At 60.1% G+C, this 12718-nt stretch carries 12 protein-coding genes, 1 tRNA gene and 1 pseudogene; 9 read left to right on the top strand and 5 right to left on the bottom strand.

The features are described 5' to 3' along the window. Positions 1 to 19: 19 nt before the first annotated feature. The 5 genes from ACSBLW_RS06320 to fabI form a co-directional block, all read right to left on the bottom strand. The gene (locus ACSBLW_RS06320) at positions 20 to 1888 is read right to left on the bottom strand and encodes a peptidyl-prolyl cis-trans isomerase (protein ID WP_435259381.1); all 1869 of its coding nucleotides are present in this window, start codon (positions 1886 to 1888) and stop codon (positions 20 to 22) included. A 90-nt stretch (positions 1889 to 1978) separates the two neighbouring features. Continuing rightward, positions 1979 to 3172, bottom strand: coding sequence for an aminotransferase (locus tag ACSBLW_RS06315; protein WP_435259380.1), 1194 nt, complete (start codon positions 3170 to 3172; stop codon positions 1979 to 1981). Between the two features lie 110 nt (positions 3173 to 3282). After that, complete coding sequence (gpt, locus tag ACSBLW_RS06310) at positions 3283 to 3786, bottom strand: xanthine phosphoribosyltransferase (RefSeq protein ID WP_435259379.1); 504 nt, start codon at positions 3784 to 3786, stop codon at positions 3283 to 3285. Positions 3787 to 3947: 161 nt separating this feature from the next. Continuing rightward, positions 3948 to 4562, bottom strand: a complete 615-nt coding sequence (locus ACSBLW_RS06305) for a LysE family translocator (RefSeq protein ID WP_435259378.1) — start codon at positions 4560 to 4562, stop codon at positions 3948 to 3950. A 6-nt stretch (positions 4563 to 4568) separates the two neighbouring features. Continuing rightward, positions 4569 to 5390, bottom strand: coding sequence for an enoyl-ACP reductase FabI (fabI, locus tag ACSBLW_RS06300; protein ID WP_435259377.1), 822 nt, complete (start codon positions 5388 to 5390; stop codon positions 4569 to 4571). A gap of 104 nt (positions 5391 to 5494) precedes the next feature. Here fabI and pdxH point away from each other — a divergent pair, with 104 nt between their 5' ends. From pdxH to ACSBLW_RS06255, 9 genes and pseudogenes are all read left to right on the top strand, one after another. Beyond that, positions 5495 to 6112: a pyridoxamine 5'-phosphate oxidase gene (gene pdxH / locus ACSBLW_RS06295; RefSeq protein WP_435259376.1), complete on the top strand. Its 618-nt coding sequence runs from the start codon at positions 5495 to 5497 to the stop codon at positions 6110 to 6112. A 115-nt stretch (positions 6113 to 6227) separates the two neighbouring features. Further along, positions 6228 to 6767, top strand: a complete 540-nt coding sequence (locus tag ACSBLW_RS06290) for a cold-shock protein (protein ID WP_435259375.1) — start codon at positions 6228 to 6230, stop codon at positions 6765 to 6767. Continuing rightward, a complete protein-coding gene (locus tag ACSBLW_RS06285; protein WP_435259374.1) occupies positions 6764 to 7237 on the top strand; it encodes a DUF192 domain-containing protein in 474 nt (157 codons plus the stop codon). Before ACSBLW_RS06290 ends, ACSBLW_RS06285 begins: the two co-directional genes overlap by 4 nt. 51 nt (positions 7238 to 7288) lie before the next feature. Continuing rightward, a tRNA-Pro gene (locus ACSBLW_RS06280) sits at positions 7289 to 7365 on the top strand. 246 nt (positions 7366 to 7611) lie between these two features. Further along, positions 7612 to 8448 (top strand): hypothetical protein, encoded by an 837-nt coding sequence (locus ACSBLW_RS06275; RefSeq protein WP_435259373.1) that lies wholly within the window; start codon positions 7612 to 7614, stop codon positions 8446 to 8448. A gap of 106 nt (positions 8449 to 8554) precedes the next feature. After that, entirely contained in the window at positions 8555 to 10000 is a 1446-nt protein-coding gene (locus ACSBLW_RS06270) for a protein adenylyltransferase SelO (protein ID WP_435259372.1), read from the top strand. 69 nt (positions 10001 to 10069) lie between these two features. After that, positions 10070 to 11152 (top strand): annotated as a pseudogene (locus ACSBLW_RS06265) (IS630 family transposase). A gap of 56 nt (positions 11153 to 11208) precedes the next feature. Beyond that, on the top strand, positions 11209 to 11937 hold the full coding sequence (locus ACSBLW_RS06260) for an ankyrin repeat domain-containing protein (RefSeq protein ID WP_435259371.1): 729 nt from the start codon (positions 11209 to 11211) through the stop codon (positions 11935 to 11937). A gap of 111 nt (positions 11938 to 12048) precedes the next feature. Further along, positions 12049 to 12606 carry a helix-turn-helix domain-containing protein gene (locus ACSBLW_RS06255; RefSeq protein ID WP_435259370.1) on the top strand — a complete coding sequence of 186 codons (558 nt, stop codon included), beginning with the start codon at positions 12049 to 12051 and terminating at the stop codon, positions 12604 to 12606. Positions 12607 to 12718 lie beyond the last annotated feature (112 nt).

The raw sequence follows: 12718 nt of genomic DNA, 5'->3' as shown, positions 1-12718 counted from the left end.
CAGGCTTTCAGGGCGTGGTTCAGTTGAAATTGGTATGGATGGCGTTGATGACGGCTTGATCCAGTGTCAGGCCGGCCTCGTTCGACATCGCATCCGAGTAAAGCGACAGTGCGTCTTGGGCGATGGCCTGCTCAAGCTGCAACGCAATGGTCTCTTTCAGCGCGGTAGCGTCTTCGCCTTCCTCGGCGGCGGCCGTGATTTCGTCCAGCCGCACGATGCCTACAAAGCCTTGAGCTTCGATGACGCGAAGATCCCCCGGCTGCATGGCGAAAACGGCTTCGGCCAACGTGGGAGGCGCGCCTTCAAGCGCGCTTTCGCGGGCAAAGTTGGCGGTGCGCGAGACGATGCCATAGGCGCCAAGCGATGCACCACCTTCGACGGCAGCCTTCACTTCGATGGCGCGCTCTGACAGCGCCTTGGTCATCGCGTCAAGCTTGTAGGCAAGGGTGACGTCGGTCTTGGCGTCGTCAAACGGAATTGGTGTCGGCGGGACGATTTCTTCAAGACGGAGGGCGACCAAACCACCATCATCCAGAAGCACGGCTTCGGGGAAGTCACCTTCCTGAATGGCTGCGGCCGCTTCGCGGAACTTCGGATAAGCAGCGATGCCCGAAGGGGCCTCGTCCGAGACCGCGAAATCAATGCTGCCAAGCGTCATGCCCTGCTCTTTGACCAAGTCTTCCAGGCTGGCACCACCGGCCAGAAGATCGTCGATGGCGTCGACCTGATCCGAAATGGTGCGACGCGCCGCATCCATTTGAATTTCAAGCGCGAGGTCCGGCTTGGCTTCGTCAAAGGTGACTTCCTGAGCGGCCAGAATAGCGTTCATGCGGAACAGAGCCGGGCCAAAATCGCTTTCCAACGGCCCGACAACCCCCGGTTCGGCCAAAGCAAAGACGGCTTCACCCGCAGCGCCCAGATCATCCTTGCCAACATCGCCCAGATCGACGTCATCCAAGGTCAAGCCACGATCGGAAACCAAGGTTTCAAAGCTTTCACCGGCATCAAGACGCGCTTTTGCGGCCTCGGCCTCTTCCTGCGAAGGATAGACCAAGCGTTCGACCAGACGCTTTTCCGGCTGAACGAATTCCGAGATGCGTTCGTCGTAAAGACGGCGCAGGGTTTCGTCGTCAACCGCCTGATTTGCGGCGATGTCTTCTGGCAGCAGCGAAACATAAGTGATCCGCTTGGCTTCTGGCGCTGTAAACTGGGCGATATTCGCTTCGTAAAAGGCCTTCAGTTCCTCATCCGTCGGTTCTGCAGGCTGGGTCTCAAGGTCTTGGGTCGTCAATTGCAGCAGCGAAAAGCCGCGCCGTTCGCCGACCCAAGCATAGAAGGTGTCAACTGCCGCTTGCGGCGCAACAAAACCGCCTGCAACCGCACCGGTCAGCAATTGCCGTGCGGAATCTGCGCGCAGATCAGCTTCGAATTCGCTTTCTGTCATATTCGCGCGATCCAGCGCAAAACGATAGGTTTCGCGGTCGAACTTGCCTGCCGTTCCCTGAAACGCAGGGGTTTGGCTGATCTGATCAGCGATCACGCTGTCACCGACCGAAAGGCCAAGTCTTTGGGCTTCGTTATCCAGCGCTGCTTGCGACACAAGACTTGCCAAAACACGGCGATCCACACCAAGGCTTTGGGCCTGCGTCAGGGTCATGTTCGTGCCGAATTGCGCGGAAAGGGCGTTCAACTCTGCCTGCAACGCGCGAGCATATTTGTTGGCCGTGATTTCACGCTCGCCAACCTTGCCAATTGCCGTGGCACCGCCCGAGAAATTGGTGATCCCAAAGCCACCGAGGCCCGCGACCAACATGGCCATCAGACCATAGACGATGATCTGGCTGCCCTTGCCCTTTTTACGGGGGGTATCTTCGGTATCTTTGGTCATGGTTTTACCCTTTGGGAAAACGGTTTTGCGACTGTCTAAGGGGTATCTGGCCCCTCGGCAATCCCTGCCCGATTTCTTTGGTGAGAGGAGTTAGGGGCGAAAGGATTTAAGCCTGCGGAACAACTCGGCGATCCCTGCCAAATCGACATTGGCGAAAGCGATGCGGATTTGCCTTTTGCCTGCATCAGAACCTTCGGGCTGGAACATCGTTCCGGGAAGCATCAACAGCGAAAGATCGGTGACAAAGCGTTTGCACAGATCGTTCGAGGCAATGTCATAAGGGTGTTCGACATAGGCGAAATAAGCCCCGCATCCAAGCAGTTTCCAGCCGTCAAGCTGTTGAAATCCTTCAACCATCGCCCGACGGCGGGCAAGGATTTCATCGCGTTCCCCGGCCACCCACTGGCTCAGGTTCTGCATCCCCCAAAGCGCCGCGATCTGGCCCAGCTGGCTGGGGCAAATGGCGACGGTATCAAGGAATTTCTCAACCTCGGCCAGCCGTTCCGGGCTGGCCACGATCGAGCCCACGCGGTGGCCTGTCAGGCGGTAAGCCTTTGAAAAGCTGTAGAGTTGGATCAGCGTATCGGCCCAATCGGGATCGGTGAAAAGATCATGCGGGCGACCGCCGATTTCCACCGAGTGGCGGCTGTCGAAATCGCGATAGGTTTCATCAACGATCAGCGCCAGACCATGGGCGCGGGCGAGGTCGCGGAAGGCCGCCATGACCTCGGCCGGGTATTCGACGCCGCCGGGATTGTTGGGGGAGACCAGGACGATTGCGCGGGTTTTGGTGGTGATAAGCGCCGTTGCGGCCTGCGGATCGGGGATCAGCGTCACGCCGGTATCCAGCGGGACCGTGGTGATGCCCTGCATGTCGAGCCACATTTTATGGTTGAAATACCAAGGTGTTGGCAGGATCACCTCATCCCCGGCGCCGGCAAGCGTGCTGAGAACCGAGGTGAAAGCCTGATTGCAGCCTTGGGTGATCGCCACCTGATCGGGCGTGACAGTGCCGCCGTAAGCCTTTGACCACTGGGCAGAAATTTCGGCGCGCAGGGCCGGAAGCCCCAGAACGGGGCCGTAAAGATGGGCGGCATCATTGGTCAGGGCGGCATCTGCGATGGCCTGACGCAGCGCAAGCGGCGGCGGGTCGACCGGGGCGGCCTGGCTGACATTGATCAGGGGGCGGTCGGCCGGAAAGGTCACGCCTTGAATCCAGCGCCGCGCCTCCATCACCGGGGGGGCTTCGGTCGCGGCCATCGCGGGATTGAGGGGCAGGGTCATCGGATCATAATCCCGTTCTTGGCCCGTTCTTGGGCTGTGGTCTTTGCGTGGTTCATCCGTGGGATAACCGTGGTTTTCCCGTGGTCACAACTGTCTGGGGCCCGACCGGATCAATCGGTGCCGCGGAAGGGCTGCACATATTGCAGCGCCATGTCCCAAGGGAAGAAGATCCAAGTGTCCTGACTGACCTCGGTGATATAGGTGTCGACCTGTGGCTTGCCCGAGGGTTTGGCATAGACGGTGGCGAAATGCGCCTTGGGGTAGAGCTTGCGCACCAGTTCCAGCGTCTTGCCGGAATCGACCAGATCATCGACGACCAGAATGCCCGTGCCATCGCCCATCATCTCTGCCTGAGGCGCTTTCAGCACCTTGGCTTCGGTCTGGGACTGGTGGTTGTAGGATTTCACCGAAATCGTATCGACGATGCGGATGTCGAGTTCGCGCGCAACGATCATCGCCGGAACCAGACCGCCGCGGGTGATGCCGACCACGGCCTTCCATGCGCCGTCATCGGGGCCTTTGCCATCCAGCCGCCAGGCAAGGGCGCGGGCGTCGCGGTGCATTTGGTCCCAGCTGACGTGGAAGCCTTTTTCATGGGGCAAACGATCATTCATGGCGCAGTCCTTTTAGCGGTCGGGCGGGGGGTGAGGTTGGGCAAGGGGGCGCCGCCCCCTTTCGCGTTTTGGCCGGGGCCAAAACGCTGACCCCCGGGATATTTCTGCAAAGATAAAGGCAGGGAAAGGGAAGAGGGTCAAGGTGGGCAGACCGGTGAAGATCAGGTCAGCGCCACTTTGATCCCGAGAAGGCCGAGGAGCGCGCCGAAGCTGCGGTCGATCACAGTCTTGAGGCTGATATAGCCGGCGCGCGTGCGTTCGAGCGAGAAGATGCGAGCGACAAGGATGTTCCAGACCGTTTCGTTGAAGAAGATCACGGCCAGAAGGGCGGCGTAGACCCAAGCCGGGGTCTGGGGCGGGATGGTGCCGAGAAAGATGGCCGAGAACATCACCGCGGGTTTCGGGTTGGCAAGCTGGGTGAAGAGGCCCAGCCGGAAAGCCGAGGCGGGCGAGCGCGGCAGGGTGCTGCGGGCCGATGTATCCAGCGGGGTGCGGGCGTCTTTCCACAGGTGATAGGCCATATAGATCAGATAGCCGCCGCCAAGGATCTTGAGCGCCCAGAGGAGCGCCGGGGCGACGGCGAAAACAAGGTTGAGCCCGAACATCGCGGCCGAGGCCCAGACGACGGCCCCCGCGCCGATGCCCGCGGCCAGAAACGCCCCTGTGCGCAAACCTTCGGTCAGGCCGGTGCGGGCTGCCATGATGACGGCGGGGCCGGGGCTGATGGCGGCAAAGAGCGAGAGGCTGGCAAAGGCGAGAAAGGCCGCGAGCGTCATGGCCCGTTACTCCTTGCGACCGGTGACGACGTCGATATCGGGGGAATCCACCGCCTTCATGCCGACGACGTGATAGCCCGCATCGACATGGAGGTTTTCGCCGGTGGTGCCGGTGCCGAGATCAGAGAGCAGATAGAGCGCGGCTTTGCCAACCTCTTCCTGCGTCACATTGCGCCGCAGGGGCGAGTTCAGCTCGTTCCATTTCATGATGTAGCGAAAATCGCCGATGCCCGAGGCCGCAAGTGTTTTGATCGGGCCGGCGGAGATGGCGTTGACGCGGATGGCGTCCTTGCCCAGATCCTCGGCGATGTACTTGACCGACGCCTCTAGCGCGGCTTTGCAGAGGCCCATCACGTTGTAATGTGGCATGACCTTTTCGGCGCCGTAATAGGTGAGCGTCAGAAGGCTGCCGCCATTCGGCATGATCCGGGCGGCGCGCTGGCAGATGGCGGTGAAGGAATAGACCGAAATATCCATCGACATCAGGAAGTTCTGACGGCTGGTGTCGACGTAGCGGCCACGCAATTCGTTCTTGTCAGCAAAGCCGATGGCATGGACGACGAAGTCGATCGTGCCCCATTCCTTTTCGAGCCAAGCGAAAAGCGAGTCCATCGACTCTTCCGAGGCGACATCGCATTCGCAGAGCATGGGCGTGCCGATGGAGGCGGCAAGCGGTTCCACCCGCTTTTTCAGCGCCTCGCCCTGATAGGAAAAGGCGAGTTCCGCGCCGTGATCGGCCAAGGCTTTCGCGATGCCCCAGGCGATGGATTTGTCATTGGCGAGCCCCATGATGAGACCGCGTTTGCCTGCCATGAGTCCTGTTGACATTCTGCCCCTCGCGCCCAAATTTCCTAGCTGTGAGAGCTTGACGTGTAGGCGAAGTGTCCCACCCGATCAAGGGCGGGCGCAGGGCCGGCGAAGGAAGGACCAGCATGGACAGGGGTGGAATTTTTGCGGGGGACGATCCGTTCGCCCTTGCGCGCGCGTGGTTGGCCGAGGCCGAGGCGAGCGAAGTGAACGATCCGAACGCGATTGCCTTGGCGACAGTGGATGCCGGGGGCTTGCCCAATGTGCGGATGGTCTTGCTGAAAGAGATCGAGGTCGAGGGCGGGGGCGAGGGGGCCTTTGTCTTTTACACCAACTACGGGTCCGCCAAGGGCCGCGAGATCGAGGCCAGTGGCAAGGCGGCCTTTGTCATGCACTGGAAAAGCCTGCGGCGTCAGGTTCGGGTGCGGGGCACAGTGACGCGGGAGGACGGGCCGCAGGCCGATGCCTATTTTGAAAGCCGCAGCCTGAAGAGCCGGCTTGGCTCGATTGCAAGTCAGCAGTCGCAACCGTTGTCGAGCCGAGAAGCCTTGATGGCCAAGGTTGCGAAATTGACCCTTTCGGATGGGATAAATCCGAAACGGCCATCCTTTTGGGGTGGTTTCCGTATCCGCCCGGTAGAGATAGAGTTCTGGGCGGATGGGGCGTTCCGATTGCATGACCGCTTTCGCTGGACGCGGAATGAAGGTGAAAAAACGTGGCAGGTCGAGCGGCTTTCTCCGTGAATTTCACGCATCGTGAATGAAAGTGACGTGCAATTGCATTGGATTTTGGGCTTGAACATGGTTCCCTGTTCGCTGCATGACGGTACAGTGGGTCAATCTGGGGAACGGCCTTTCAATGACTGATCAAGAAAATACCCTGCGCGTCGTCGACGGGCGGGTTAAGTGGTTCGACCCTGCAAAGGGGTTCGGCTTCATTGTGTCGGATGATTTCGGCACAGATATTCTGTTGCACTCTAATGTGCTGCGCAATTACGGCCAGAGCACGGTTGCGGATGGCGCCGCGATCACCGTGAAGGTGCAGGCCACGCAGCGGGGTGTGCAGGCTGTCGAAGTGCTGGAGGTGCAGGCTCCTGTCGTGACCTCGGTGCCAATGGTCGACGAGCAGACGACGGTTGATGCCGAAACCATCGAAGCCTTGCCGCTGGAACCGGCGCGGGTGAAATGGTTCGACAAGGGCAAGGGCTTTGGCTTTGCCAATGTGTTCGGCCATCCTGAGGATGTTTTCATTCATATCGAAGTCTTGCGCATGTCCGGCTTTGCTGATTTGCAGGCAGGAGAAGCCGTGTGCCTGAAGATCATCCAAGGCAAGCGCGGCCGAATGGCGATGCAGGTGCTGTCATGGGAAGCTGGCGTCAGGGCCGGAAAATCGGGTTGACCACTGGAGTTCTGGTGTTTGCCTTTGGCATGATGGCAAGCGCCGCTTTGGCGGAAGCTGCGGCCTGTCGGGACGACCAGATCCAGTTGCGCTGGCAAGGTGGCTTGGCGCGATTTGCGGTTGAAGTCGCCGATGACGCAGATGAGCGCAGCCAAGGCCTGATGCATCGTGAAAAGCTTTCCACTTCGGCTGGGATGCTGTTCGTTTACGAACGGCCGCAGCGTGCGCAGTTCTGGATGGCGAACACGCTGATTCCCCTTGATATGATTTTCGCAGATGCTTCGGGCCGCGTAACGCGCGTTCATGCCAATGCAAAGCCGAAGGACCGCACCACGATTGATGGCGGCGAAGGCGTGCAATTCGTGCTGGAAATCAACGGTGGTTTGGCCAAGCGGCTGGGCATTGCCGAAGGGGCAGAGATGCAGCATCCCGCAATCAAAAACGCGGCATGGCCCTGTGATGCGGAATAGGGCTTTCCAACCGCTTCAGCTTTCGCTAGGAAGCGCCGCAGAGAACAGTGTCGGGGCGTAGCGCAGCCTGGTAGCGCGACGGTTTTGGGTACCGTAGGTCGAGAGTTCGAATCCCTCCGCCCCGACCATTCTCCTTTCTCTTCCAATATTTGCCGGCGGCTTTCCTGAATGCTTGGTCATGGGCCGGGCCTTTTGTCGGTTGGGTCTGTGCGGCTTATGGCACAGAAGGCGCACAGCCGAACTGCGTGAGGGCATGTCGGAAAGAGGGCAAGCAAGGCTGGCCGATTTGCGATAAGCCGATTTGCAGGAATGCCGTCCTGTCCGCCATTGGGGCGTGACCAGCCCTTGAACCAGAAGACATTGATGATTCCGCAATGAATGAGCAGATCCAAGACGCCGCACTTTTGGAACGCAGCCCCGCTGCGCGTGTCTTGTTTGGGAATGTCCCTAATTGGGCGCCGCGGATCAGTGCCGGTATGGAAAAGGCGGGCCATCTCTACCACATGGCCCCGTTTGGACAGTCCGATTTGACACAATTCGATGCCTTGGTGCCACTGACCTTGGGCTGCTACCGAGTGCTTGATCAGGAAAGGGGCCTTGGCCGTGCCGTGCCGTCTTTATGGCCGAAGGCCGATGCGGTCGCCTTGGCGGGCAACAAGGTGCGGATGTCGCGACATCTGGAGGCGCATGGGTTCGGGGCGCATGTCCCAAAATTGTGGGAGACCCTGCCCGAGGATGATTCGGTCTATCCGCTGATCGCGCGCCCGGCGCAGGGCAGTTGGGGGCGCAATGCCTTTATCTTGCAGTCGTCCAAAGACGCAGCAATTGAAAAACTGGATGAGACCCATTTTCTGCAATGCTATGTGCCCGGCGTTGATGAATATGCGACGCATATCTTGCTGAAATCCGGAGAAATCCGGTTCACGCGGACGGTTCATTACCAGATGTTTGACGCAGGCTGCGCCGCCGAGCCTTATGTGAAGGGCATTGAGCGGCGGCAAAGGTCGATGTCATGGTCGAGCGAAAGCCCCTTCCTGCCGCTGATGAAGCGCATTCTGGATTCGTTTGGATATGCCGACGGTCTGTGCTGCATTGATTATCGGATCGTCGAGGGGCATTTTTGGCTTTTTGAAGTGAATCCGCGGTTTGGTGGCAGCCTGTCGATGCGGATTGAAGAACTCATCCCGGCCTATCTTGACGCGCTGAATTAGCGGCTGTCCAAGGCGCGATTGACGGATGGTGCTTGCGTTTGTCCCGTGGAGGCCCATCTTCCCCGTGATGCGCCTTGGATGGCGCGACAATAAGGGAGCCAAGCGGATGAAAGATGCCGGGCTGAATTTTGACAACAGCTGGGTCAGGGATCTTCCGGGTACCTTTGTTGAATTGGCACCAGATGCGGCACCCGATCCAAGGCTTTTGGTTCTGAATGACGCCTTGGCTGAGGCGCTGGGCCTTGATCCGGCAGTTTTGGCCGCGCACCCCGAATGGTTTGCGGGTGGCGATTTGCCAGAGGGCGCGCGATCGGTGGCCTTGGCCTATGCCGGACACCAGTTTGGCGGGTTCTCCGCGCAACTGGGCGACGGTCGGGCGCATTTGCTGGGCGAGCACGTTGCGCCGGATGGGCGGCGTTGGGATCTTCAGCTCAAGGGCTCGGGCCGGACGCCCTTTTCGCGGGGCGGAGATGGCAAGGCCGCCGTTGGGCCGATGCTGCGGGAATATTTGATTTCCGAGGCGATGGCCGCTTTGGGCGTTCCGTCGACCCGATCTTTGGCAGTCGCGACGACGGGGGAAACGATCCGGCGTGAGGCGGGGCTTCTGCCGGGGGCTGTGGTGGCGCGGGTGGCGGCGAGCCATATTCGCGTTGGCAGTTTCCAGTTTTGGGCTGCGCGGGAAGACGTGGCCCAATTGGCGGCCTTGGCCGATTACGCGATTGCGCGGCATGATCCGGACCTGATCGGGCGCGAGGACCATGTTGTGGCGTTTCTGGACCGCGTCATCGGGCGACAATGCCGGTTGATTGCGCAATGGATGGGCCTTGGCTTTGTCCATGGGGTGATGAACACCGATAATATGGCGGTCTCGGGCGAGACCATTGATTACGGTCCCTGTGCCTTCATGGAAGGCTATGCGCCGGGGACGGTGTTTTCTTCGATTGATCGCAATGGCCGCTATGCCTATGCCAACCAGCCGCTGATCCTTGGTTGGAATTTGGCGCGGCTGGCCGAGGCCTTGGTGCCCTTGATCCCCGGCGAGGGCGAGGCGGTGGTGGCTGACCTGAATGCGCGGTTGTCGGGCATTGCCGGGCGGTATCGGGCGGAATGGGAAGTGGTGATGCGGCGCAAGCTGGGTCTGGCCGGGGAAGAGCCGGCGGACGGGGCTTTGGCCGATGATCTGCTATCCGCGATGACCGGGGCAGACTGGACGCTGACCTTTCATCGTCTGGCCGATGCGGCCGAGGGGGATGAGACTGGCCTGCGTGGGCTTTTTGAGGATTTCGCGGCGATAGAGGCATGGCTGCCGCGTTGGCGGGCGCGTCTGGATAAGGGGAGTGCCGCGCGGATGCGTGGGGTGAATCCGGTTGTCATCCCGCGCAATCACAAGGTGGAAGAGGCCTTGGCGGCGGCCGAAGCCGGGGACCTGGGCCCCTTTCAGGCGCTTCTTGCGCAGGTGACGCGGCCCTTTGGGGCAGAACGGGGGCGCGAGGCCTATGTCTTGCCGGCACCCAAGGGCTTTGGCGACTATGTCACCTTTTGCGGAACCTAGTGGTTTGAGTGAGACAGAAGAGTCCGTTTCGGGATTCCCTCGGGTTTGGCGTTGTGCGAGTCTGTGGACATGCGCATTGGTATCAGTTTCAGCGTCTCGTCGAGCGACCGTCAGCGATTGGAGGCGATCGTCGCGGATGGCAACAGCCGGCAGAAGCATGTCTGGCGGGCACGGATCATTCAGTTGAGCAGCGACGGGCTCGGCACGTCTGCGATCATGGCCGAGACGGGCAAGTCCAAGACCTGCGTCTGGCGCCGGTAAGGACGGTTCATGGAGGAAGGCGTCGACGGGCTTCTTCAGGACAAGACCCGGCCGCCGGGCACCCCACCAACGCCGGCTGACAAGGTGACCGAGATCGTGAAGTTGACCCAGGAACCGCCCCCGCACGAGGCCACGCACTGTACGCTCAGGGCGATGGCGAAGCGTGTCGGGTTGGCGCCCTCGACGGTGCGCGCCACCTGGAAAGCACATGGGCTCAGCCCGCATCGCTGGCGCGTGTTCAAGCTCTCGAAGGATCCGAACTTCGTGGACAAGCGGACCGACGTAGTGGGGCTCTATGTTAACCCTCCCGCGCATGCGGTGGTGCTTTCGGTTGACGAGAAATCGCAAATCCAAGCGCTTGATCGTACCCAGCCCGGCTTACCCATGAAGAGAGGCCGCGTTGGCACCATGACCCACGACTGCAAGCGGAACGGCACTACCACGCTGTTCGCTGCCTTGAACGTGCTCGACGGCACCGTGATCGGCAAGAACATGCGGCGTCACCGCGATCAGGAGTTCATCCGCTTTCTCAACGAGATCGAGCGCGACGTGCCGGCCGGGAAAGAAGTCCATGTGATCCTCGACAACTATGCCGCACACAAGCACGAGAAGGTCCGCGTCTGGTTGGCCCGGCACCCGCGCTGGACCTTTCACTTCGTGCCCACGAGCTGTTCGTGGCTGAATGCCGTGGAAGGCTTCTTCGCAAAGCTGACCAGGCGCCGCTTGCAGCGTGGTGTGTTTCACTCTCTTGTCGACCTGCAGGCCGCCATCAACCGCTTCATCACGGAACACAACGCGACCGAGGCCAAACCATTCCAGTGGTCCGCCGACGCCGACCAGATCATCGCGGCGCGAAACCGAGGTTTTCAGAAGTTGAACTCGGTATATTAGTCTGGCGAGAGCACGATGAATATTCCCACCTGAACCAGGCAAAAGAGGGCCCAGCCATGCAATGCTCAAGTGCCTTGGTGTTTATTTTCTCTATTGGCTTGTCGCTGCCACAACCCGCAATCGGCGCAGGCGGTAACCCTCTGTGCGACGAAGAGTTCGCCGTTTCGGCCACGCCAAAGGACATAGCCGGCGTCGTCGCGCTCGGCGCGAACCCCAACGAGATGTGTATGCCTGACGGTGGAGCTTTTGGACCAGGCCGGTCAACGCCGCTATTCGGCTACACCCTTGCTTGCATATACCGTATGGAGAGTTGCGAAGAATGGCTGGGTCGAATGACGGCACTGCTTGAAGCGGGCGCCGATCCCAACATTCCAGACGACAGAGGCGAGACGTTATTGGGGTGGAGCGTCCTGCTTGCTCATGAGGCGGCCATTGATATCCTTCTCGATTTTGACGCTGATCCCAATCTTTCCGACGGTGAGGCACTTCACATGGCTGTGGGCGCGAGTTTCTTTGTTCTCGAAAGACTCGACACAGCCGAAAGGTACAGGCTTTCGCTGTCCATTGTACGCAAATTACTCGCGCACGGCGCCGACCCGAACATGCAGAATGAAGACGGTGAGACCCCACTGCATGAAGCCGTGCGCCACGCTCCAATTGAAGTGATAGACGCGTTATTGACGGCTGGCGGCGACCCCAGCATACAGGACTCCAAAGGGATAAGCGCAGTTGATATAGCGCGGGCCTCTGGAAGATCCCACCTCTTCAATGGCTCGGCCGACTGAACAAGAATTCCAGATCCAGGTCGAAGATCAGGGTTCGAAGTGTCTGATTCATACCACTAGGGTGCTGCGGACCCCGTTGCGTTTCCTCGCGGCGGGTCGCAAAATACGGGCATGAATACCCGTTCCGAAATCCATGACCGATTGGCCTATGCCCTGCGTGAGGCCCGCAAAGCCCGCGGCCTGTCGCTGGATGCGGTTGCGAAACTGTCTGGCGTCAGCCGGTCGATGGTGAGCCAGATCGAACGGGGGGAAAGCAGCCCCACGGTCGCGACCTTGTGGAATTTGACCAAGGCGCTGCAAATCGACTTTTCAAACCTGATGGACTCGAAGCCAGCGCCAACGATCGAGGTCGTGCGTGCGGCGGCCGCGCCGATCATGCAGCGGGCAAGCGGGGTGAAGATCCGCATCCTTTCGCCCGCGGAATCTGTGGGCGATCACGAGGTTTACGAGCTAAGCTTTGCCGCCGGGGCTGCCTTGACCAGCGATCCGCACAGTGCGGGGTGTCGGGAACATCTGACGGTGCTGTCAGGGCGCTTGCGGCTGAAATTGGGTGAGGATGAAGAGCGGCTTTCGACGGGGGATGTGGCCCGCTATCCGGCCGACAGGCCTCACGAAATCCTCGCCGATGCTGGCCCCGCGCGCGCTATTCTGATCGTTCAGGGAAGTTGACACCGGCCAAGATGGCCGGACTTTTTCTTTGATTTCCGGGCCTGAAATTGCGAAAATTCCGGTAAGGCGGATTTTTTTTCCGCTATATTGACACATCTTTCGATCCGTGGTT

Source organism: Thioclava sp. FR2 (assembly GCF_051200875.1).
GTDB lineage: Bacteria > Pseudomonadota > Alphaproteobacteria > Rhodobacterales > Rhodobacteraceae > Pseudotabrizicola.
Note: the sequence above shows the minus strand (reverse complement) of the source record. Positions and strands in the feature narration are given on the sequence as shown.